Here is a 22,231-nt window from a genome sequence, read left to right as displayed (position 1 = left end):
CGTTTACGTAAGCGTCAAGCACAGAGGAGTTGGCATGTTCGAGCTGTCCGAGGAGCACCGCGAGTTCCGGCGCAGTGTGCGCGACTTCGCGGAGGCGGAGATCGCGCCGTACGCGGCGGAGTGGGATCGCAAGCACTACTTCCCGGTGGAGGTCGTGCAGAAGATGGGCAAGCTCGGGTTGTTCGGGCTGACCGCGCCGGAGGAGTACGGCGGTTCTGGCGGCGACTTCACCAGCCTGTGCGTGGCGATCGAGGAGATCAGCCGCGTCGACCAGTCGATGGGGATCACGCTGGAGGCGGGGGTAGGGCTGGGGATCAACCCGATCCTGACCTACGGGACCGACGAGCAGAAGGCGCAGTGGCTGCCGGAGCTGGTCGCGGGCGAGCGGTTGGCCGGGTTCGGGCTGACCGAGGCCGACGCGGGCTCGGACGCGGGCGCGACCCGGACGCGGGCGGTGCTGGAGAACGGCGAGTGGGTGATCGACGGGTCGAAGCAGTTCATCACGAACTCGGGCTCCGCGATCACGTCGTGTGTGACGGTGACCGCGCGGACCGGGACGCGGGAGAACGGCAAGCCGGAGATCTCCACGATCATCGTTCCGACCGGTACGCCGGGATTCGTGGCGGAACCGGCGTACGACAAGCTCGGGTGGCATGCGAGCGACACGCATCCGCTCGCGCTGACCGGCGTACGGGTGCCGGAGGCGAACCTGCTGGGTGAGCGCGGCAAGGGCTTCGGGCAGTTCCTCGCGACGCTGGACGACGGTCGTGTCGCGATCGCCGCGGTCGCGCTCGGCTGCATCCGGGCCTGTCTGGACATGTCTGTTCAGTACGCCGGTGAGCGGCAGACGTTCGGTGGTCCGATCGGGCGTAAGCAGGGGGTCGCGTTCCAGATCGCCGACCTGAAGGTGATGGCGGACGCGGCGGAGCTGCTGGTCTATCGGGCCGCGGCGCTGAAGGACGCCGGTGCGTCGGTGGCCGAGTTCAAGCAGGCCGCGTCGGTCGCGAAGCTGTACGCGAGCGAGTCCGCCGTGACCGCGACGCGGATCGCGACGCAGGTGTTCGGCGGCTACGGCTTCATGGAGGAGTACCCGGTCACCCGGTTCTACCGTGACGCCAAGATCCTCGAGATCGGTGAGGGTACGTCGGAGGTCCAGCGGATGCTGATCGCGCGGGGCCTCGGCCTCCCAGTGGAATGATGAGGACATGACCCGGGATCACTGGACAGAGTTCAAGGTTGCCCGCGAGGCCACGCTGGCGCCGCCCGAGAAGGCCAAGGCCAAGCTCGACTCGCAGCACAAGCTCTACGTCCGCGACCGGATCGCGCTGCTCGTCGACGAGGGCAGCTTCGTCGAGGAGGCGCAGCTGGCGAACGCGCTGAACGCGGGTCTGCCCGCTGACGGCGTGGTGACCGGCCGGGCGCTGGTCGACGGCCGACCGGCGTTGATCGTGGCGAACGACCCGACCGTCAAGGCGGGGTCGTGGGGTGCGCGGACGGTCGAGAAGATCGTCCGGATCACCGAGGTCGCGCTGCGCGACGAGCTGCCGATCTTCTGGCTGATCGACTCCGCGGGCGCCCGGATCACCGACCAGGTGCAGCTCTTCCCGGGCCGTCGCGGCGCCGGGCGGATCTTCCACAACCAGGTCGCGCTGTCCGGCAAGGTGCCGCAGATTTGTTGCCTGTTCGGCCCGTCCGCGGCCGGCGGTGCGTACATCCCGGCGTTCTGCGACCTGGTGATCATGGTCGACGGCAACGCCTCGATGTACCTGGGCTCACCGCGGATGGCCGAGATGGTCGTCGGCGAGAAGGTGACGCTGGAGGAGATGGGCGGCGCCCGGATGCACACCAGCGTCTCCGGCTGCGGCGATCTCCTCGCGAGTGACGACACCGAGGCGATCGAGCTCGCCAAGCAGTACTTCTCCTACCTGCCCGGTTCGTGGCGGGCCCGGCCCCCGTCGTACGACGCCTCTCCGGCGGGCCGCGATTTCACCCGCGACCTGGTGCCGGCGGAGGAGAGTGTCGGGTTCGACATCCATGACGTGATCGACGCGATCGCGGATGCGGACACGTTCTTCGAGATCAAGCCGGCGTACGCGCCGGAGCTGGTGGTCGGGTTCGGGCTGCTGGCCGGTCAGACGGTCGGCTTCGTGGCGAACCAGCCGGCGGTGAAGGGCGGCGTGCTGTTCGTCGACTCGGCCGACAAGGCGGCCCGGTTCATCTGGTTGTGCGACGCGTTCAACATCCCGCTGATCTACCTGTGCGACGTACCGGGCTTCATGATCGGTAGCGAGGTCGAGCGGGCCGGCATCATCCGGCACGGCGCGAAGATGATCACCGCGGTGTCGGAGGCGACCGTCCCGACGGTCTCGGTGATCGTGCGCAAGGCGTACGGCGCGGGTCTGTACGCGATGTGTGGTCCGGGGTTCTCGCCGGACGCGTGTATCGCGCTGCCGACCGCGAAGATCGCGGTGATGGGCCCGGAGGCGGCGATCAACGCCGTGTACTACAACAAGATCCAGGAGATCACCGACGAGACCGAGCGCGTCGAGTACGTCTCGAAGCTCCGCGAGGAGTACGAGACCGACATCGACATCCTGCGCCTGGCCGCCGACCTGGTGATCGACGCGATCGTCGAGCCCGAGGACCTGCGCAACGACCTGATCGCCCGCCTCGCCGCCGCGCAGTCCAAGGACCGCCATTTCTCGACCAAGCGTCACGGCGTACCGCCTGTCTAAGCTGTACGGCGTGACCTTCGCAGAGCGTCTTCGCAATCGTGAGCAGCTGGTCGGGTACTGGGTGACGCTGGACGCGCCGCCCGCTACCGAGCGGATCGCTCGCCTGGATTACGACTACCTGGTGCTGGACGCTCAGCACGGTCTCTTCGGGTACCAGGGCATGCTGAACGGGCTGCTCGCTATCGACGCCGGTCGTGGGGCGGCGGGACTGGTCCGGGTGGAGGCGAACGACCCCACGCCGATCGGGCGTGCTCTCGACGCGGGAGCGATCGGAGTGATCGTTCCGCTGATCGACACGGCCGACGACGTCGCCCGCGCGGTGCAGTCGGTGAAGTACCCGCCGCTCGGCCGCAGGTCCTTCGGGCCGATGCGAGCCGAGCTACGGGTGCATCCGGTGCCGGCTGAGAACAACAAGCTCACAGTGGTCATTGCGATGATCGAGACGGCGCAGGCCCTGCAGAACGTCGCTGAGATCTGTGCGACGCCCGGACTGGACGGCCTGTACGTCGGTCCGTCCGACCTCTCGCTGTCTCTCGGTGCTCGCTACCCGGGCGACCCGGAGACAGCCGATGCGGTGGAGGAGGCGATCGCAGTGATCATCAAGACCGCCACACAGGCCGGTCTGGCGGTCGGCATGCACACACCGGACGGTGAGAACGCCAGACGACGGCTGGAGCAGGGCTTCACGTTCGCCACGGTCTCCTCCGACGTCACTCACCTGGAGGCCATAGCGGCCGAGCACCTGCGGGTGGCCCGGAACACATAGCGGCCGCCTGGGGTTAACGTCGGAAGGAGCGACACCGAGGAGGCCGGGATGAGAGCACCCGAGCGAGGCGCCTTGCCGAAGGGACTGGCAGGCACGCTCGAGCGGGCCTACGGGCGGATCACCGAGACCGTGCAGGGTCTCAGCACCGCAGACTTCGCTCGCGAGACCAGATGCCCCGGTATGCCGGTCGGCCCGCTGCTGGTGCATCTCCTGTACGACGCTCAGCGCGCGCTGATCGCTTTCGCCAGTCCAGCTGTGGTCGAGCCGAACCGCGACTACGTCAGCTACTGGGGTGACTTCCCGCCTGGGTCGTCCAGCGACACCAGTTTCGTTCAGACCGTCGCAGCGGCGTACCGGAAGCCCGGTGTGCTCGTGCAGCACTGGCGGGAGGTGTCAGAGGCCGCCGTACGGGCTGCTGCGGTTGCTGAGGGGCGCATCGAGACGCAAGGGCATGTGCTGGCGGTGAAGGACTTCGTGGCGACGCTGGTGCTGGAGGCGACCGTTCACCACCTCGACCTGACGCTCAACCTTCCTGACGCACCAGAGCCCGATCCTGAGGCGCTGCGCGTGACTGCGCGCACGTTGGACGGTCTGTTCGGCCCGGACGCGTGGGACGTGATCGAGTGGGACACCACGACGTACGTGCTCAAAGGCACCGGCCGGGTGCCACTCGACGACGCGGACCTCGAGATGCTCGGCCCGCACGCCGAGCTCTTGCCGCTACTGGGGTAGCACTCCAGCGAACGGGTCCTCGAGCTCCTTCCAGTCCAGACTGGCCAGCTCGGACTCTGTGAGCAGGCAGGCGTCCAGAATCGACTGCAGCCTCGCAGGGTCGAGTCCCATGCCAGTAGCAACCACAGTGCACTCGGCCAGGTGCTCAGTGTCCGACCACTCGCCCAGAGTGCCGAGCGAAGCGCTGTAGCCCGCAGACTCCCAGCGCACGCGCTGTGTGGGCCGGTTCGCCAACCACACCACGCCTCTGCTCCGCACGACGTTGTCGACGATGGCCTCGAGTGCCTCGTTCAACCGGGCCGGGTGTAGCGGTCGTGTGGACCGCCAGAGCACAGTCGTTACGCCGTCACCGCTCGGCTGCACCTGGTCGGATGCTGCCAGCTCACCGGCCCACGCCTCGGCGGCTGCGAAGTTGAACAGTCCGGTCCGCGCTACTGGCCCAGCCGGTACGCCGGCCGGATCCGCCGCGACCACTGTGGTCCGTGGGTTCAGGTGCAGCAGCAGGTTGTGCAGCCGCTCCGGAGCCTTGCTGCGGTGCGCATTCGCCAGCACGCAGACGTCGGCGTACTCGATCTGACGCGCGGTCAGCTCAGCCACGTTGCGCCGGTCCGGCAGTCCGAGGGCCAGGCCACGTTCGTCGAGCAGTTCGTCCCCAGAGAGCTGCTCCACCAGCAGTACGGCATCAACGACGCAGGTGACCGTGTCGACCGTGATCTCCGGCATCAGCGCGACCAAGGTGGACGCCAGCGGGCGCGCCTCCATTGCCGGCGGAGCGGAGAGCACGACGTGGTCCCAGTGCTTGCGCGCGACCAGCGTCTCCAGCAGTGGCATGAGGGACTCGATGAGCTGGCAGGCGCCGCAGTCGTCGCCGACGGTGAACTCGCCGGCGTCGATCGGACCACCTGCGTCCAGCACTCGCCAGGTCAGCACACCGCGACCGGCGAGCTCGTCCTGGTCGACCACCACGGCCACCGTGGTCGCGTCCAGCATCGCGTCGAGAACGGGCTGCCGCAGCGTCATGGACAGCCCGGCCAGCAGGGACAACGGAGTCTTCGGTTGGGCGGTCATGGCGACGAGTATATGAAAACGGTTTTCATCAGTCCAGAGCTGGGGGCGGAGAACTTTCCCGCCAGCACGGGAAATTTCCCGCCTTGCCGCGAAATCGCCGCCGCATCGGTGTTAACAGTTAAGCGTCCACGCTCTGGTCACCGCGGCCGCTCGTGCCTAAGGTCGCGAGCATGGGTGAGCGCGAGTTTGCCGACGTGCTGCGCGCGGCCATCCAGGCGCGCGGCCTCGGCCTGGAGCGGATCCGCGAGCGACTGCTGGTGCAGGGTGTCTCGGTCAGCATGGCCACCCTGAGCTACTGGCAGTCCGGTCGGTCGCGTCCGGAGCGCCGGGACTCACTGGCGGCAGTGTCGCTCTTGGAAGAGGTGCTGGACTTACCCGCCGGCACTCTGTCCACGTCACTCGGCCCACCACGCCCGCGTGGTCGTTGGCTGAGCACTGTGCCTGACCGGCCGGACGTAGCGGCGTACTGGCCTCGGCCCAGTGCTGTTGAGGCGGCTGTGAGTGAGGTGGACATCCGCTGGGACGAACGGCTCACGCGGATCAGCCAGCACGACAGGGTGTTCATTGGTGCCGAGGGTGGCGAACGTTCGTACCACTCGCGCCAGGTGCTGCGTGCGGAGGCGGACGGGCCGGACCGCTGGGTCGTGATCATGCATCTGGACGAGCACGACCGGCCGCTGCCGGACATCTGGCCGCTGCGGCACTGCTCGCTCGGCCGGACAGTACGGCGTCCTGAGGATGGACTGCTCGTTGCAGAGCTGCTCTTCGATCACCCGCTCCGTAAGGGCGAGACGGTGATCACTGAGCACGAGCTGGTGAATGTGGCGCCGTACCCGCCCTCCACGAACTACGAGCGCAAGTTCCGGTTGCCGGTGCGTGAGTTCGTCCTGGAGGTCTGTTTCGACCCGGACGTGCTGCCGACGACCTGTACGGCGTTCTCGCAGCTCGACGACGGTGAGGAGCAATCACGTGCCGTCGACGTCGCGCCTGAGGTGCATGACGTCGTACTGAACTTCGGGCCGGGCCGGCACGGGTTCAGGTGGACGTGGGGGAGTGAACTGTTAATCCCGGAGTCTTAACTGTGAAAGGCGTTCTGCCGATTTTCACTTGCTCGTCACGCTCCTAGGTTCGGTGCACCGTCCCAACCTGAGGAGTGCACCATGCGAAGGACAGTCCCCGCGATCCTGCTGCTGAGTGGCAGCCTGATCGCTCTCCCGGCGCCGTCGAACGCCGTAGCGCCCGAACCACACCAGGTCTCGGCGCACCTCCCGGCCAGTGCCGGACAGGCCGGCCGTTGGATCGAGAACGGCCGCCTGGTGGTCGCTGTGACCTCGGACGCCGCCGCTGCGCAGGCCCGTGCTGCCGGTGCCACACCGAAGTACGTCAGCCGCACCCAGCAGCAGCTGCAGGGGTTGCTGTCGACGGTCGACCAGATCGCGCGCAGTCAGAACAACCTGCGGAGCTGGGGAATCGACCCGGTGACGAACCAGGTCGTGGTCAAGGCCCGGGGTGGCAGTGATGCGTTCCGCGGCCTGGACGGCGTACGGGTCGAGTCGGTGGCGACGACGTTCGTGCAGCAGTCCGGGGAGGTCAACCCGGGCGACCCGTGGTGGCCGGGCAGCGAGTCCAACTGCTCCGTCGGCTTCCCGGCAACCGATGCCCAGGGCAACAAGTACTTCGTGACCGCGGGCCACTGCACCAACGACGCGAACCAGGCGGCGTACGGCGCGAGCGGCCAGAGCAACAAGCTCGGTACGTCGAACGTCGGTGGCAGCCACAGTGTGAACGCCCGGGAAGGTGACATGGGCGTTGTCGCGGTCACCGAGCCCGGCTGGACGATCTCTGCGAACGTCAACACCTGGGGTTCGCCGGCAGTCACGGTCACCGGTGCGGCTGAGGCGATCGTCGGCGACACGGTCTGCCACTCCGGCAACACCGCACCGAACTGGGAGTGCGGAACGGTCAGTGCGGTCAACCAGACCATCGACTACGGCACCACGGTGGTGGAGGGGCTCACCACGACCTCTGCCTGTTCCGAGGGTGGCGACTCCGGTGGTGCGTGGCTGCGCGGTGACAAGGCCGTCGGCCTGCACTCTGGTGGCAACTCGACCTGCCAGACCGGCGACCAGGACAACTCGATCTTCCAGCCGGTCTCCGAGGCCCTGGCCAAGTGGAACCTCACCCTGCTCACCGGTACGCCGGGAGACCCGGGCGATCCCGACCCGGAGCCGGGCGAGCGCACCTTTGCCAACGGCACCGACTACCCGATCCGCGACTTCCAGACCACGGTCAGCACGGTGAAGGCCACCACGACCGGCCGCACCAAGAGCCCGGTCAAGGTGAAGGTCGAGGGCAACCACACCTGCCTCGAGGACCTCAACATCAGCCTGGTCTCCCCGAGCGGACGCTGGTACTACCTGCAGCGCAGCGGCGGCTTCAGCTGCCACCCGCTGCCGGCCAGCAAGACGTACGACGTCGCCGCCGACGAGACCGCCGCCGGCACCTGGACCCTCCGCATCGGCGACAACGGCCCCGGCGACACCGGCACCCTCACCAACTGGTCCATCACGGTCTAACTCCAGTACGACGTTACCCGTCGAACTGGTGGGTGCGCCAAGCGCCTGCGGTTGGCGCACCCACCAAGGGAGTGTGCCGGACCTCCTAGGTGTCCAGGAGGTCGTGAGCGAAGAGTTCCTCGACAGTCCAGCGGCGCGCCGACAGCCCCTGTTCGTGGTGGTAGCGCAGGTAGGTGTCGAGGGCGTGCCGATTGGCCGCGATGCCGTAGGGCCACCAGTCCCGGCCCATCAGGGCGACATCCTGCTCGTAAAGGGCGTTGGTCCACGGCAGCATCGACGTAACGCCGTACACGTACCGGCCGCGCTCGACCTCGTCGACCGCGGACTGCTTGGCCGCGTTGAACGCCTCGTAGACGGCGCGGGGCAGGTCGGGGTGACGCTCGACCAGAGCACGCCGTACGGCGACCGTGTGCATCATCGGGAAGATGCCGGTCCGGGTGTACCAGTCGCGCTCACGCTCCTGGTAGTCCGGGAACAGCCGCCGGATTCGCGGGTCGCCGTCGAGCTCGAGCCAGGGCACATTGGCGGTGAACAAGGCGTCCAGGTCGCCCTCGGCGAGCATGTCGACCAGCGAGCGGTCGGGGACGGCCTTGACCTGGACCTCGTCCGGGACCGGGTGCGTGGTGAAGTCGAAGGGCGGCATGGGGTTCTCGAGGCCGCCGATCACCCAGCGATTCGCCTCGGGACGGAAGCCGTACTCGTCCATCAGGAGCCCTTTGGCCCAGACACCGGAGTCCTGGCCGTAGATGCCGAACTCGCCGATAGTGCGATCGACCAGCTGTTCGGGGGACGTGATGCCGCTGGCCGCACTGACGAAGACGCAGGAATGCCGGAAGACCCGGTTCGGGAACACCGGCACCGCGACGTACTCCGCACCCGCCTCGAGTGCGCGCAGCAGGAAGGTCAGGCCGAACTCGGAGACGTCGGTGTCGCCGGCCGCGAAGACCTTGAACACCTCGGGCAGAGTGGCGCCGGTTGAGACGCGGGTCTCCCGGGCGCCGGGCACGGTGATCGTGCCGTCCAGCAGCGGCTTGGTGGTGGCGTAGCGGTAGGCGCCCAGCCGCACGCTCAGCTTGTTCAGTGTGGATGTGGTGGTCATGTGCTCCACGCTGCGCCGGCTCCGGAGCTGCGTCCACGACCCGTTGGGACCTGGCCATACCTTCGCAGTATCGCCGCAGGTCAGTCGGTACGGTGAGAGAGTGGACCTGCAGGTGCTGCGCTACTTCACCGTGGTGGCCGAGGAGCGGCACCTCGGTCGGGCGGCGGCCCGGCTGCACATGACCCAGCCGCCGCTGAGCCGGGCGATGCGACGGCTGGAAGAAGAGCTGGGTGTGACTCTGTTCGATCGGGTCCGCACGGGTGTCGAGCCGACCGCTGCCGGCCGGGTGCTGCACGAGCGCGCGGCGGCGTTGCTCGACCAGGCCGACACCATCCAGGCCCAGGTACGTCGTGCCGCGGGCGAGCCCCGTCTCGCGGTCGGGTCACTCGCGGACACCCTCGACCTGGTCGGTGGGCGGCTGGTGACCGCGTTCCGGGAAGTACACCCGCAGGTGGAAGTGGTGCTGCACGAATTCGACCTCGGCGATCCGACTGCCGGGCTCCGCACGGGTGCCTGCGACGTGGCCCTGACCCGGATGCCGTTCGACACCAGTGGTCTGCGGACGCAACTGCTGGCCCGCCAGCAGATCGGGCTCGTGGTGCGCGATGACGACCCACTCGCCGGCGCCGCCTCGGTGCGGGTCGGCGAGCTGACCGGCCGAGAGTGGATCCGGCTGCCGAGTGACACCGACGCGACCTGGGTCGACTACTGGACCGGGCCGGCCACCGACCAGACGTCGCCAGGCCAGGCCTTGCGCACGATTCAGGAATGCCTGCAGGCCGTGCTGTGGAACGGCCGGTCGACGCTCGCGCCGGTCGACCAGTTGCTCCCGGCCGGGCTGGTCGTCGTACCTGCCGAGGACAGGGCGCCCAACGACCTGGTGCTCGTCTGGAGAGCGGCGGACGCCGGTCCGCTCATCCGGTCGTTCGTCGAGATCGCCGCCCGGGCTTTCGCCCGTGCGCTCCCGGGCTGACTCTTCGGGAACGCCGGTGGCCGGTTGCTGCCGTGGGGTTGACGGAACGCGTCAGGCACTCAGTGCGCATTCTCGACGCATTCTTGTGGCACAAAGGGGAAATCGACCCGTGGTCAGCACTTTTCATCGGCTAGCCTGCCCGCATGTTGACGCATCGCCGCGGGAGCTGGGCGCTGGTCGTCGTGTTGATCCTCGGGATCGCCGGCGCCGGGTTCGTCGTGCTGGCCTCGGCGGGTGGGTCGGTGCGACCGGTGAGCGACAGCACGCTGTCGCCGAAGCCGGCATCACCGCGGACCCAGAGTGCGACTGCGCCGTCGCAGCCGACGTTCTCGCAACGCTCGGAGCCGCCGGTGAAGGCCCGGGAGACGCCGGCCTGGCTCACGGGACTCTTCCAGAGCCTGTTCTGGATCGCGCTGGCGGCGGTGGTGGTGTTCCTCGGGTTGCTGATCTACCGGATCATCCGGCGGGTCCAGCTGCCGACCGTGACGGAGAACGACCCGGACTGGGAGCGCGTCGCGGCGGAGAAGCTGGCGGAGGCGGTCGACGCCGGATTGGCCGCGATCGACTCCGGTCGCGCAACCGACGCGGTGATCGCGTGCTGGGTGGCGCTGGAGCAGGCGGCAGCGTCCGCAGGTGTCGCGCGGGAGGCGTCCGAGACGCCGGCCGAGTTCACCGTGCGAGTGCTCGGCCTCGGCGGGATCTCCGAGCCGGACCTGATCCGGCTGGGTGAGCTCTACCGCGAGGCGCGGTACTCGACGCACGGTTCCAGTGAGGATTCCCGCTCCGAGGCGCGGTCGGCCCTGCTCCGGTTGCGCGACGACCTGGCCGCGGCTCAGGCCGGTGAGCGGGTCGGTGTTGCAGCCTCGGCTCCGAACGCCACACCGCCGGATGACGGGGTGAGCGCATGACGTCGTACCGATGGACGCCGTTGGAGGACGAGCGGCCGCCCGCGGAGAAGCCGAAGGTTCGGGCGTTGCTGCCGAGCAAGGTGCTGCTGCAGCACGTCGGTGCCACGGTCGTGCTGAGCTTGGCGCTGGTCGGGGCGTTCGGTGCGGCCGGGATGGCGCCGCGGCCGCTGTGGTTCGTGGCGACGGCGCTGGCCATCGGTTTCGGGTCGGTGGCGCTTCGGCAGCTCGTTCCGCAGCTGCTCGAGACGAACTGGCCGGCCCGGCAGGACGCGGAGCTCGCGACATCGCGGGCCCAGAGCAACGACAATCGCACCCAGTTCATCGCGACCTGGCTGCAGGAGTCGAGTCGTGAGCGGCGGGTCGGCGAAGGCTCGCATACGTTCGACCGGCGGATCCGGCCGTTGCTGCTGGAGCTGACCATCGATCGGCTCGTGCACCGGCACGGGATCGACCCCGACCGTGACCCGGAGCGCGCCCGGGCCGTGGCCGGTGACCAGCTGTGGAATCTGATCACCTCCGACGACCAGCGCGTCGCGTCCCTCGGCGAGATCGAGGCCGCGATCCAGACCATCGAGAACCTGTGAGGAACCGTGACCGACTCCGATACCCGAACCGCTGATGTCCTGACCCCGAGTGCGGGCCTCGGGCTGGCGGAGGTCTCCGACCTGAGCCGGCGGGTGCTGGAGCGGGTCGGCCAGGCCGTCGTCGGTAAGGGCGAGGCGCTCGAGCTGGTCCTCGCGGGCATCCTGGCCGGTGGGCACGTGCTGCTCGAGGACTACCCGGGACTGGCGAAGACGCTCGCGGCGCGGTCGTTCGCCCAGGCGCTCGGGCTGGAGTTCCGGCGGGTGCAGTTCACGCCGGACCTGCTGCCGTCCGACGTGACCGGTGCGTTCGTCTACGACCAGAAGAACTCGGAGTTCGTCTTCCGGCCCGGGCCGATCTTCACCGGCCTGCTGCTGGCCGACGAGATCAACCGGACGCCGCCGAAGACGCAGGCCGCGCTGCTGGAGTCGATGCAGGAGCACCAGGTGACGGTCGAGGGTCAGACCTTCCCGCTGCCGGTCCCGTTCCACGTGCTCGCCACCGCGAACCCGGTGGAGTACGAGGGCACCTATCCGTTGCCCGAGGCCCAGCTCGACCGCTTCATGCTGCGGATCGGTTTCGGCTACCCGACCGCGGCTGAGGAGTGGGAGGTGCTGCGCCGCCGGATGAGCCGCCGGAGCGAGGACCAGAAGGTCGAGGCGGTCACCGATGCGGCCGGCCTGCTCGCGGCTCAGCAGGCGGTCGAGACCGTGACGGTCGACGACACGGTCGGGCAGTACTGCGTCGACCTCGCCTCGGCGACACGGCGGGATTCGCAGGTGCTGGTCGGAGCGTCGCCGCGTGGTTCGCTGGCGTTGTTGCTGACCGCTCGGGCGTACGCGGTGATCAAGGGACGCGACTACGTCGTACCTGAGGATGTGAAGGCGGTTGCGGTGCCTGCGCTGGCGCACCGGATCACGGTTCGGCCGGAGTTGTGGCTGCATGACGTGACGGGCGCGACGGTGGTCAGGTCAGTGCTCGGCGCCGTGCCGACGCCGCCCACCGTTGCCGGCGCTGGTCGTTGAGACGCGCCATGTCCGCGGGAGTCAGGTCATGCTGCGGAGCCAGATCATGCTGCGGAGCCAGATCATGCTGCGGAGCCAGATCATGCTGCGGAGCCAGAGTATGCGGCGGAGTTAGACCATGCTGCGGGGGCAGGCTATGAAGTGGCAGCCGACGCAGGCGCATGTCCGGGTGCTCGTGGTCGCGGCGGCGATGCTCGTCATCGCCGTGCTGGCGCGCCGGCCGGACGCCGCCGTGCTCGGGCTGCCGTTGGCCTTCGTGGCGGTGTGGGGCCGGTTCTTCCGGCCACGCGCGGAGCCCGAGGTGCACACCGAGCTCGATGCGGATGTGCTGTTCGAGGGCCAGGCGACGACGTACCGGATGCACGTGCCGTCGACGGTGGATCCGGAGATCGACCTGATCGTCGCGGCGCTGCCGCGGTCGAAGTGGTTCGACTACGCACCGCGCCAGGCTGCTGTTGCGGAGCCGGTCCGACCACAGTCGGGCGAGGCGGACGACGTACCGGACGCGGTGGAGCTGGAGGTCGGGGTTCGGTCCAAGCGCTGGGGTTTGCGGGCGTTGGAGCGGCCGACGGTGGTGGCTACGTCTGTGCTGGGGTCGTATCGCATGCAGGTGACCTCTGCGAAAGCGTTGGCGGTGACGACGCTGCCGTTGCGGGAAGGGTTCGAGGCGGTTGATGCGATGCCGAGGCCGGCTGGGCTGGTCGGGTTGCATCGGTCGCGGCGGCCGGGGGAGGGGACGGAGCTGGCGGGAGTGCGGCCGTTCCGGACCGGTGACCGCCTGCGGCGGATCAACTGGTCGGTCTCCGCGCGGACCCGCGAGCTGCATGTCACCTCAACTTGGTCGGATCGCGATACCGAGGTGGTGATCCTGCTCGACACCGGCGGCGAGATCGGGATCAGCGAAGGGATCGACGGCCGATCAAGCAGTCTCGACACAGGGGTTCGCGCTGCCGCATCGATCGCCGAGCACTATCTGCGGCACGGCGACCGGGTTCGGCTGGTCGACACCGGCAACCTGGTGCGCGGGGTTCGTTCGGGCAGCGGCCGCGGTCATCTGCGGCGGATCCTCGATGCACTCGTGCACGCCGACCGCCGAGGACGTCAGCCCGATCAGGACCAGTTGGCTCAGCGGAACCGGATCAAGTCCGACAGCCTCGTCCTGGTGCTGAGCCCATTACTCCGTCAGGTCGTCCTCGGCTACGTGGTGACGCTCGTGCACTCGGGTTGCACCGTCATCGCCGTCGACACACTGCCGCCCGACATCGACTCGCTGATCGACCTCGACGAACACGACCAGCGCGCCTGGCCCCTGGCCTGGCGCCTCCGTCTGCTCGAACGCCGTCGCGAACTGGACCGCCTCGGTGACCTCGGCGTCCCCACCGTTCCCTGGCGAGGCTCCGGCACCCTCGACGAAGTCCTCCGCGACGCAGCCCGCCTGGCCTCAGCCCCCAGGATGCGCTCATGACCGCCGCGGAACGATTGACCTTATGGCTGGCCCAACTGCGGGACACCGGCCGTGGGGTGCTGGTCGCTCGGGGCGTGATCGCGCTGGCCGGGGCCTTGGCGATCCTGATACCGACCGTCGCCTCCTGGGATCAGCTCGACCTGGTGCTGATCCTGGCGATTCCGTTGCTCATAGCAACTGTCGTCGCGCCCGACTCGTTGGCGGGGGTGATGTTCCTGCTGACGGTGACGATCGGCTGGGTGATCCGGGCTCCGGCCGAGATCAGTTGGGGCCTGGTGGTGACCGCGATCGCGCTGGTGGTCGTGCACCTGGCCACCGCCTTCGCCGCGCAACTCCCGTCGTACGTGCGCGTTGAACGTCGGGCCCTGCGCCGCTGGGTTGTGCCAGGCGGGATCGCGGTGCTCCTCGCGCCGGTCGTCGCTGTGGCCGCGGCCTTGGTGCAAGGCGCCGACGTACCGGGCTCCCTGCTGGTGACGGTTGGTGCCCTCGTGCTGGCCACGATCACCATCTGGTTCGCCGCCGGGCAACGCCTCGGCCGCGGCTGAAACGGCCCGGGGGTCCGTCAGTCGGTGTTGACGGTGAAGGTGGCTTTGAGCTCGTCTGCCCAAGCGGCCGGACGGGCGTCGGGGCCTAGGACTTCCATGGCGGTCAGGACGGTGAGGAGCATGCCGGTGCTGAGGAACTCGCGGGCCTCAATGGCGGTGGCGCCGGTGAGTTCGCGGATCAGGCGGTAGATGCTGCCGAAGCCTTCCCGGGTGCATTCGCCGATGGCGGGGTTGGCGCTGGCGGAGAAGCCTTGGAGGAGGACGAGCAGGAGCTCACGCTCCTCGGACATCTGCTCGTAGCCGCGGGCGAGGCTGGCCAGGTCGGGGGACTCCGCGGCGGCGTCGCGGAAGACCTGCTCGATCCGGGCGCAGACATAGCGGACCGAGGCCAGGAAGAGCTGCTGTTTGGTGCCGAACAACCGGATGACGTAAGGCTGCGAGACGCCGGCGAGGCGCGCGATCTCGTCGGTCTTGGTGCCTTCGTAGCCCGAGGCGCCGAAGGCCTGGACAGCGGCCTGCAGCACCTCCTCGCCACGCTCGGCTGCGGTCAGCCGTACTTTCGTCATCCGGTCCTCCATCACCTGAGCTCGGTCACCCCAACGACTATGTTATCAGTCGATGCATACAAGTGCTCAGCGGTGCCGATCGAGGTACTGCGCCTGGTAGAGCGACGGAGGCACGAGACCCGACCGGTTCGCCCCCTCGATGTAGCCCGCGGGCTGGGTGAACGGCCCGTCGCCGGTGACCACGCCGCGGCAGCCGATCGCGTAGTTCTGGGCGGTCGGCGGCTTCTGTACGACGAGTTTGGCCGTCCCCGTGTCGCAGTTCCAGCCGACCGAGTGTGAGGTCGCCCAGCCGTGGCCGGTGCCGTAGTCGCCGCGGTTGTAGATGCCCAGCGTGAGATCGACCTTCGGGTCGATGTCGCGGTAGTTGTCCCACAGCAGGCCCTGACTCCACCGGCGGTGACCCTCACTCGAGGCGAGCGCGCCTTCCGACGTACCGCGGAGGAAGACGATGCCCGAGGCGCTGCTGGCGCCGTTCGAGATGAAGGCGTGCCGGGCCTTGCTGGCATAGCAGTCCACGAACAGCACCTGCTGTGAGAACGACTCGCAGTTGAAGTTGTAGCGCAGGCCGCCGGTGACGACCGAGGCCGGATCCAGGGCGCGGCAGTTCCGGACGGTGACCCGAGTGGCCTCGGTGGTCTCGACGCCGGCCTTCGCGAAATGCAGGAAGGTGCTGTCCCGCACCCACGCGTCCTCGACCTGGCGAACCTTCACGCCGACCCAGGCGTGCGCCTCGTCGACATCGGGGTCGCCCGCGAACTGGATGTCGATCCGGAGGCTCTCGACACCGACGCCGGTCACCAGGCCGGCGCGGTCCCAGACGTACAGGTAGGACTGCGATCGAGCGCGTCGTAGGTGCTCGAAGATCGGTACGTCGACGGTCACGGTGTTGCCGCGGATCGAGCGGATGAAGCGGTTGTAGGTGATCGGCTGACTGTCGACGGTCCAACCCTCGTCGGTCGCCGTACCGCCGTGGTCGACCGAAGCCAGCCAGGCTTCGGTGCACGGGTGGATCAGGATGATGTTGTCGCCACGCTTGAGTGCACTCGCATCGGCGACCTCGAACGACCGCGACCCGACCTGGACCCAGTCGCTGGTGATGTCCGTCCGCGTGCCGGCGACCTCGCCGCGCCAGCCGGTGCTGACAGCCCCACCCAGTACGACGACATCGCGCGCGACCGGGGTGTTGCCGGTCGCCAGGATCACGGTGTTCCGGGTCGGGTCGGCCCCGTCGCCGGATCCACGCAGTACGACGCCGGACCTGTTCACCCGCAGCGTGCCCGCGACCGGATAGTTGCCGGGAGCAAGTAGTAGCGCGCCGCGGACGCCGTTCCGGTCCGGGGTGCGCAGGCCGACCTCATCGATCGCGGCCTGCAGGTGCGCGGTGTTGTCGCCCTCGATCGGGGCAATCGTCCGGACCGTGCGCACGTGCGGGATCGGGCTGTCGCCGTTCTTGTAGCCCGCGTGGCTGAAGTCGGGGATCCGGTTCCCCTCCCCGTCGGCCGTGTAGACCAGCCGGTACTTCGCGTCGTACCGGACCCGCTCGGACTGCCAGAGCCGGCCGGTGGGTGTCGCGGCGGCCTGGCTCAAGCCGAGGGAACCGAGGGCGGCCGCGCCAACGGCGGCTCCACTGGCTCCGAGCACGCTGCGGCGGCTGAAGAGGTTCGTCATCGAGTACCTGTCTCTTGGGCGGAGGCGGAAAGCACTGCCTGATGGCGGAACAGGAGGCCATCATGCGGGCCCCTTCACACCGTGGCAAGCGCTTACCAAGCCAATCAGAACAAATTCCCGCCAGGTGGAACTACCTCTTCTCGCAACGTCCGAAAACACGCCGACCACGCACTGCGGACCTTCGGACGCTAGGGATGGGTTGACAAGTTATCAGTCGATGCATACTTTGGTGATCGAGCTTGTTATCAGTGAATTACAACTAGGAGTGAACGATGACATCGACCGCTCTCGATGAGCAGGTACCGGTCGCCGGCGGCCGGAGCCGTGGGCTGGGTGCGGTCCTGGCCGCAGTCGGAATCCCGACCTTCATGGTCACGCTGGACAACCTGGTCGTGACGAACGCGCTGCCGGTGATCAAGACCGAGCTGAACGCGTCGCTGACCGACCTGCAGTGGTTCATCAATGCCTACACGCTGTCCTTCGCCGCGCTCTTGCTGACCGCGTCCGCGCTCGGCGACCGCCTCGGCCGTCGCAGGTTGTTCCTGGCCGGGATCGCGCTGTTCACGCTGGCATCGGCGGCCTGCGCGCTGGTGACTGAGCCATGGATGCTCATCACCGCCCGCGCGATCCAGGGCGTGGGTGGGGCCGCGGTCATGCCGCTGGCGCTGACTCTGCTGGCCGGGGCAGTTCCTGAGCGGCAACGCAGTGCCGCTATCGGCATCTGGGGCGGGATCTCCGGGCTCGGCGTGGCCGTCGGTCCGGTCGTCGGTGGAGCCGTCGTCGACGGCCTCAACTGGCAGTGGATCTTCTGGCTGAATGTGCCGATCGGCGTCATCGCCGTCGTACTGGCTGCCCGGGTTCTGAAGGAGTCGCACGGGTTCAAGCAGCGGCTCGACCTGCTCGGGCTGGCGTTGTCGAGTGTCGGCGTCCTGGCGATCGTCTGGGGTGTGGTGAACGGCGCCGACGACGGCTGGACGTCTGCCGGGGTGCTCGGGTCCCTGATCGCTGGAGTGGTCCTGCTCGTCGCGTTCGTCGGCTGGGAGCGGCGGACGCCCACGCCGATGCTGCCGCTGCGGCTGTACAAGATCCGCGCGTTCAGCGTGGTGAACGTCGTCTGGTTCACCTTCTCGCTCGGGGTGTTCGGATCGGTCTTCCTGCTGGCGCAGTTTTTCCAGGTCGTGCAGGGCTACAGCCCGCTGGAGTCCGGTCTCCGCACGATGCCGTGGACGATGGCGCCGATGGTGGTCGCGCCGATCGCGGGACTGATCGTCGACCGGGTCGGCGCGCGGGTGCTGGTTGCGACGGGCCAGGTGCTGCTGGTGATCGCGTTGGGGTGGATGGCCCTCGTCACCACGGCCGGCGTCACGTTCGGCGAGCTCGTCATCCCGTTCGTCCTGGGCGGAGTCGGGATGGGACTCACCTTCGCTCCGCTGGCGAGCGTGATGATGGCCGAGATGACCGATGCGGACCGAGGGGTTGCCTCCGGCGCGAACAGCACGATCCGTGAAATCGGCGTGGCGATGGGCATCGCCGTACTGGTCTCTGTCTTCGCTTCGGCCGGCGACTACAACACGCCCGACCGGTACGTCGACGGCCTGGTTCCCGCGGTCTGGACGGGAGCGGCCGTGGTCGCGGTCGGCGCGGTGGTCAGCCTGCTGCTCCCCGGTCGCCGCAAGGCTGTCGGGGCCTGACTCTAAAGTTGGCGCCGTGCTGGACGCTGACGACGTACGACGGATCGCGCTGTCTCTCCCGGAGACCCGGGAGAAGCAGCGGTGGGGGCATCCGACGTTCGATGTGGCCGGGCGGATGTTCGTGACGGTGCCGGACGACCAGACGTCGTTCGCGGTCCGGTGTCCGCGGCTGGAGCGGGACGAGCTGATCCTGGCCGAGCCGGACAAGTTCTGGGTACCACGGCACGAGGCGGGTTCGAACTGGGTCCGGGCCCGCCTCGCCGTGCTCGAGGACGACGCCGAGCTGCGCGACATCCTGCTGGATTCCTGGCGCCAGGTGGCCCCGCCCGAACTTCACGACTGAACCGAAATCGGCAGGATCGGGGCAGGGCCCCGAGGTAAGGTCGGGCGTGTGACTGATGCGACGGACAGCCCGATCGACAAGCTCTCCGAGAGCTACCTCGAGGAACTCATCGCCCTGAATCCGATCGAGGCGACGTTCTTCGGGATCGAGGGCCACGACCACGAATTGCCGGACTACACCCCGGCCGGTTTCGACGCCGTCCTCGGGCTGACCCGGCGGACGCTGGCCCAGGCCACCGCGATCGAGCCGGCCGGCCCGCGCGAGGAGGTCGCCAAGGATGCCTTCGTCGAGCGGCTCGGACTTGAGCAGGAGACGTACGAGGCGGGTGTCCCGCAGCACCAGCTGAACGCGATCTCGTCGGTCCCGGCGAGCATCCGGCAGGTCTTCGACCTGATGCCGACCGCGAGCAACGACGACTGGGAGCGGATCGCGATCCGCCTCAACCTCGTCGGTACGGCGCTCGACGGGTACCGCGAGTCGCTGCTCGACCAGGCCGGTCAGGGCCGGGTCTCGGCGCGCCGCCAGGTGCTCGACATCGCCGGCAAGATCAAGACCTGGACCGACCCGGCCGGTGACGACTTCTTCGGCGGGCTCGCGAACCAGGCCCCGGAGAGCCCGGTCAAGAACAGCGTGACCGCGGCCGCGGAGGCGGCCCGGAAGGCGTACGCGGAGTTCGGTACCTGGCTGAGCAGCGAGGTGGCGCCCAAGGCGCCGGAGCGGGACGCGTGCGGCCGCGAGGTCTACCAGCTCGCCTCGCGGAACTTCCTCGGCGCCACCGTCGACCTCGACGAGACCTACGCCTGGGGCTGGGCCGAGCTGGCCCGCATCGAGGGTGAGATGGCGAAGATCGCCGCCGAGCTGAACGGTGGCGACCGCAACATCCAGGCGACGGCCGCACTGCTGGACGCGGACCCGGCCCGCAAGATCCACGGCAAGGAAGCCTTCCGCGACTGGATGCAGCAGATGTCCGACACCGCGGTGACGGAGCTGGCCGGCAAGCACTTCGACATCCCGGAGTCGATCCGGACCCTGGAGTGCATGATCGCGCCGACCTCGGACGGGGCGATCTACTACACCCAGCCGAGCGAGGACCTGACCACCCGCCCGGGCCGGATGTGGTGGGCCGTTCCGGACGGCGTCGAGGACTTCGCCACCTGGCGTGAGGTCACCACCGTCTACCACGAAGGCGTCCCGGGGCATCACCTCCAGGTCGCGCAGACGATCCTCCGCACCGACCTGCTGAACCGCTGGCAGCGCATCGCCTGCTGGGTCTCGGGTCACGGCGAAGGCTGGGCCCTGTACGCCGAGCGCCTGATGGAGGAGCTCGGGTACCTGGACGACCCGGGTGCCCGTTTCGGCATGCTGGACGCGCAGGGCTTCCGGGCCGCGCGCGTGATCGTCGACATCGGCATGCACCTCGAGCTGGAGGTCCCGCGCGACAACCCGTTCGGCTGGCGGCCGGGCGAGCGCTGGAACGCCGAGATGGGGCTCGAGTTCCTGACCGCGCACAGCGGGCTGGAGAGCGAGTTCCTGAAGGCCGAGCTGAACCGGTACCTCGGGTGGCCGGGCCAGGCGCCGTCGTACAAGGTGGGCGAGCGGTTCTGGCTGCAGGCGCGCGAGGAGGCCAAGCAGCGCAAGGGATCCGCGTTCGACCTGCGTCAGTTCCACTCCGACGCACTCAATCTCGGGTCGATCGGTCTCGACCCGCTGCGCCGCGCGCTGGCCAAGCTGTGAGGTTCGTACTCGCATCGCAGTCGCCGGCGCGGCTGCAGACGTTGCGGAGCGCCGGCGTCGAGCCGGAGGTGATCGTCTCCGGCGTCGACGAGGACAACGTCACCGCCGAGAGCCCGGGGGAACTCGCGCGGCTGCTCGCGGTCTTGAAGGCGCGGGCCGTTGTGGCCGAGCTCGACGACCACGCGACGGTGCTCGGCTGCGACTCGGTGCTCGAGATCGACGGCGTCGCCTACGGCAAACCCGGTACGCCGGAGGTCGCGCGCGAGCGGCTTCGGGCGATGCGCGGGCAGACCGGCGTACTGCACACCGGGCACTGCCTGTTCGATACCGAGTCGAAGACGGAGCTGCGTGAGCTGGCCTCGACCAAGGTCTTCTTCGCCGACCTGACCGACGAGGAGATCGACGCGTACGTCGCCACCGGTGAACCACTCGTGGTCGCCGGCTCGTTCACCGTCGACGGCTTCGGTGGACCCTTCGTGACGGGCATCGAGGGCGACTATCACAACGTCGTCGGCCTCTCGTTGCCGTTGCTGCGGACGATGCTCGCCAAGGTGGGTATCGCTTGGCCTGCGCTGTGGGCGCCACCCAAGAATCGCCTTGATTACAACGAGTCTGAGGCTGCGAAGTACGACGACACTCGCGGTGGAACTCAAAGGGCCCAAGCGGCGGCGCGGGCCGTTCAGGAGCTGCTGCCCGAGGGATCGAGTCGCGTGCTCGAGCTGGCCGTCGGTACCGGCAGCGTCGGCGCCGAGCTGGTTGCTCTAGGCAACCTCGTGCACGGGTTCGACCTCTCCACGGCGATGCTTCAGCATGCGAAGGTCCGGCTGCCCGGTCACGTCGCCGCCGCCGACGCAACCCGGCTCCCCGTGGCAGACCGCCGTACCGATGCTGTCATCGCGATCTGGCTGCTGCACCTGCTCGACGACAGCGCCCCGATCCTCGCCGAGGTCGCCCGCGTCCTCCGCCCCGGCGGCGTCTTCCTCACCACCACCGAGAAGAATGACGCCACCCGGTACGCCGAAGGCCGCGAACCGAATTCGTCGCGCGCCCAGGACTCACTCACCCGCCTGGTCGCCGAGGCCGCCGTACACGGTCTGGTCCTGGACGGAGCCACCACGTTCCCCGGCCCGGTCCGCACGTCCGGCGCGGCGCCGATCTACCCGTTGGTGCGCTTCCGGCTCACTTGATCCCGGCTTTGGCGTCCAGGCGTTGGAGCAGGTCGTGCGCGGCCAACTCCACCTGCTTGTGGCGCCACTCCGAGGCCCGATAGACGCACGCGATCAGGCCGGTGCGGTGGATGCGACGCAGATCGCCGTACACGAAGGCGTAGCGCGCCTTGGTCTCGTCGTTCGCCCCGTCGGTGAGACCGAGGTGCCAAGCCGAGTACTCATCCCAGGAATGCTTGTCCAGGAAGGCGTTCTGTGCATCCGCATGCGGCTGCACCGCGCCCCAGTCGCTGTCCAGCACATACTGCCGGGAGTCGATCAGCTTCCGCGCAAACTCGACCGCACTGTCATTGACCTCGTACTTCGCCATCGGAACCCCTTAGGGATGTGCCGACGCCCGCCACTGGCCGGGGCCGGGGTGGAAGGGCTGGCGGGCGTTGCGCCAGTACGTCGCCCAGTTGCTGGCGCGGCCTGTCTCCGCGGGCGGCTCGGAGGTGGTGGGGCGGGCGGTGAGGACCGCTACCAGGGCAGCGAGTTCTTCGGGGGTCGGGTCGCCCTTGAGGATCTGCAGGTTCATCGAGGGTCTCCG

22 protein-coding genes are annotated in these 22,231 nt (G+C 68.6%); 16 read left to right on the top strand and 6 right to left on the bottom strand.

Going from position 1 to position 22,231, the window contains the following annotated elements; genetic code table 11:
* The first annotated feature begins 34 nt into the window (after window positions 1-34).
* Genes ACIA49_RS05365 through ACIA49_RS05350 form a run of 4 tightly spaced genes read left to right on the top strand, consistent with a single transcriptional unit; the run spans window position 35 to window position 4,233 of the window.
* Window positions 35-1,198 (top strand): acyl-CoA dehydrogenase family protein, encoded by a 1,164-nt coding sequence (locus ACIA49_RS05365; protein WP_396375864.1) that lies wholly within the window; start codon window positions 35-37, stop codon window positions 1,196-1,198.
* Between the two features lie 7 nt (window positions 1,199-1,205).
* Window positions 1,206-2,735, top strand: a complete 1,530-nt coding sequence (locus tag ACIA49_RS05360; RefSeq protein ID WP_396375863.1) for an acyl-CoA carboxylase subunit beta — start codon at window positions 1,206-1,208, stop codon at window positions 2,733-2,735.
* 10 nt (window positions 2,736-2,745) lie between these two features.
* Window positions 2,746-3,501 (top strand): HpcH/HpaI aldolase/citrate lyase family protein, encoded by a 756-nt coding sequence (locus ACIA49_RS05355; protein ID WP_396375862.1) that lies wholly within the window; start codon window positions 2,746-2,748, stop codon window positions 3,499-3,501.
* A 48-nt stretch (window positions 3,502-3,549) separates the two neighbouring features.
* The gene (locus ACIA49_RS05350) at window positions 3,550-4,233 is read left to right on the top strand and encodes a maleylpyruvate isomerase N-terminal domain-containing protein (RefSeq protein ID WP_396375861.1); all 684 of its coding nucleotides are present in this window, start codon (window positions 3,550-3,552) and stop codon (window positions 4,231-4,233) included.
* Here the strand turns inward: ACIA49_RS05350 and ACIA49_RS05345 are convergent.
* Window positions 4,222-5,301 carry a CobW family GTP-binding protein gene (locus tag ACIA49_RS05345; protein WP_396375860.1) on the bottom strand — a complete coding sequence of 360 codons (1,080 nt, stop codon included), beginning with the start codon at window positions 5,299-5,301 and terminating at the stop codon, window positions 4,222-4,224. The genes ACIA49_RS05350 and ACIA49_RS05345 overlap by 12 nt on opposite strands.
* A gap of 170 nt (window positions 5,302-5,471) precedes the next feature.
* On the opposite strand from ACIA49_RS05345, the gene ACIA49_RS05340 reads away from it, so the two are divergent.
* Both ACIA49_RS05340 and ACIA49_RS05335 read left to right on the top strand, forming a co-directional pair.
* Entirely contained in the window at window positions 5,472-6,380 is a 909-nt protein-coding gene (locus ACIA49_RS05340; protein ID WP_396375859.1) for an XRE family transcriptional regulator, read from the top strand.
* An 81-nt stretch (window positions 6,381-6,461) separates the two neighbouring features.
* Complete coding sequence (locus ACIA49_RS05335) at window positions 6,462-7,877, top strand: proprotein convertase P-domain-containing protein (RefSeq protein ID WP_396375858.1); 1,416 nt, start codon at window positions 6,462-6,464, stop codon at window positions 7,875-7,877.
* An 85-nt stretch (window positions 7,878-7,962) separates the two neighbouring features.
* On the opposite strand, the gene ACIA49_RS05330 is transcribed toward ACIA49_RS05335, so the two are convergent.
* Window positions 7,963-8,976: a hypothetical protein gene (locus tag ACIA49_RS05330; RefSeq protein ID WP_396375857.1), complete on the bottom strand. Its 1,014-nt coding sequence runs from the start codon at window positions 8,974-8,976 to the stop codon at window positions 7,963-7,965.
* Window positions 8,977-9,076: 100 nt separating this feature from the next.
* Between ACIA49_RS05330 and ACIA49_RS05325 the strand changes: the two genes are divergently transcribed.
* From ACIA49_RS05325 to ACIA49_RS05300, 6 genes are all read left to right on the top strand, one after another.
* The gene (locus ACIA49_RS05325; RefSeq protein WP_396375856.1) at window positions 9,077-9,949 is read left to right on the top strand and encodes a LysR family transcriptional regulator; all 873 of its coding nucleotides are present in this window, start codon (window positions 9,077-9,079) and stop codon (window positions 9,947-9,949) included.
* A gap of 143 nt (window positions 9,950-10,092) precedes the next feature.
* Entirely contained in the window at window positions 10,093-10,857 is a 765-nt protein-coding gene (locus ACIA49_RS05320) for a DUF4129 domain-containing protein (protein WP_396375855.1), read from the top strand.
* On the top strand, window positions 10,854-11,441 hold the full coding sequence (locus ACIA49_RS05315) for a hypothetical protein (protein WP_396375854.1): 588 nt from the start codon (window positions 10,854-10,856) through the stop codon (window positions 11,439-11,441). The genes ACIA49_RS05320 and ACIA49_RS05315 overlap by 4 nt, the downstream gene beginning before the upstream one ends.
* Before the next feature lie 6 nt (window positions 11,442-11,447).
* The gene (locus tag ACIA49_RS05310; protein ID WP_396375853.1) at window positions 11,448-12,464 is read left to right on the top strand and encodes an AAA family ATPase; all 1,017 of its coding nucleotides are present in this window, start codon (window positions 11,448-11,450) and stop codon (window positions 12,462-12,464) included.
* A 136-nt stretch (window positions 12,465-12,600) separates the two neighbouring features.
* Window positions 12,601-13,929 carry a DUF58 domain-containing protein gene (locus tag ACIA49_RS05305; protein ID WP_396375851.1) on the top strand — a complete coding sequence of 443 codons (1,329 nt, stop codon included), beginning with the start codon at window positions 12,601-12,603 and terminating at the stop codon, window positions 13,927-13,929.
* Window positions 13,926-14,474, top strand: coding sequence for a hypothetical protein (locus ACIA49_RS05300; RefSeq protein ID WP_396375850.1), 549 nt, complete (start codon window positions 13,926-13,928; stop codon window positions 14,472-14,474). The genes ACIA49_RS05305 and ACIA49_RS05300 overlap by 4 nt, the downstream gene beginning before the upstream one ends.
* 17 nt (window positions 14,475-14,491) lie before the next feature.
* Here the strand turns inward: ACIA49_RS05300 and ACIA49_RS05295 are convergent, their stop codons facing one another.
* Window positions 14,492-15,040: a TetR/AcrR family transcriptional regulator gene (locus ACIA49_RS05295; protein WP_396375849.1), complete on the bottom strand. Its 549-nt coding sequence runs from the start codon at window positions 15,038-15,040 to the stop codon at window positions 14,492-14,494.
* A 66-nt stretch (window positions 15,041-15,106) separates the two neighbouring features.
* Window positions 15,107-16,708, bottom strand: a complete 1,602-nt coding sequence (locus tag ACIA49_RS05290; RefSeq protein WP_396375848.1) for a hypothetical protein — start codon at window positions 16,706-16,708, stop codon at window positions 15,107-15,109.
* A gap of 272 nt (window positions 16,709-16,980) precedes the next feature.
* On the opposite strand from ACIA49_RS05290, the gene ACIA49_RS05285 reads away from it, so the two are divergent.
* Genes ACIA49_RS05285 through ACIA49_RS05270 form a run of 4 tightly spaced genes read left to right on the top strand, consistent with a single transcriptional unit; the run spans window position 16,981 to window position 21,663 of the window.
* Window positions 16,981-18,399, top strand: coding sequence for a DHA2 family efflux MFS transporter permease subunit (locus ACIA49_RS05285; RefSeq protein WP_396375847.1), 1,419 nt, complete (start codon window positions 16,981-16,983; stop codon window positions 18,397-18,399).
* A gap of 16 nt (window positions 18,400-18,415) precedes the next feature.
* Window positions 18,416-18,742 carry an MmcQ/YjbR family DNA-binding protein gene (locus ACIA49_RS05280; RefSeq protein WP_396375846.1) on the top strand — a complete coding sequence of 109 codons (327 nt, stop codon included), beginning with the start codon at window positions 18,416-18,418 and terminating at the stop codon, window positions 18,740-18,742.
* Between the two features lie 48 nt (window positions 18,743-18,790).
* Window positions 18,791-20,476 (top strand): DUF885 domain-containing protein, encoded by a 1,686-nt coding sequence (locus tag ACIA49_RS05275; protein WP_396375845.1) that lies wholly within the window; start codon window positions 18,791-18,793, stop codon window positions 20,474-20,476.
* Complete coding sequence (locus ACIA49_RS05270) at window positions 20,473-21,663, top strand: Maf family nucleotide pyrophosphatase (protein WP_396375844.1); 1,191 nt, start codon at window positions 20,473-20,475, stop codon at window positions 21,661-21,663. Before ACIA49_RS05275 ends, ACIA49_RS05270 begins: the two co-directional genes overlap by 4 nt.
* On the opposite strand, the gene ACIA49_RS05265 is transcribed toward ACIA49_RS05270, so the two are convergent.
* Window positions 21,656-22,012 (bottom strand): hypothetical protein, encoded by a 357-nt coding sequence (locus tag ACIA49_RS05265; RefSeq protein WP_396375843.1) that lies wholly within the window; start codon window positions 22,010-22,012, stop codon window positions 21,656-21,658. The two genes, ACIA49_RS05270 and ACIA49_RS05265, sit on opposite strands and share 8 nt — an antisense overlap.
* Before the next feature lie 9 nt (window positions 22,013-22,021).
* A complete protein-coding gene (locus ACIA49_RS05260; RefSeq protein WP_396375842.1) occupies window positions 22,022-22,219 on the bottom strand; it encodes an acyl-CoA carboxylase subunit epsilon in 198 nt (65 codons plus the stop codon).
* Window positions 22,220-22,231: the final 12 nt, after the last annotated feature.

Source organism: Kribbella sp. NPDC051587 (assembly GCF_044453945.1).
Classification (GTDB): Bacteria; Actinomycetota; Actinomycetes; order Propionibacteriales; family Kribbellaceae; genus Kribbella.
Note: the sequence above shows the minus strand (reverse complement) of the source record. Positions and strands in the feature narration are given on the sequence as shown.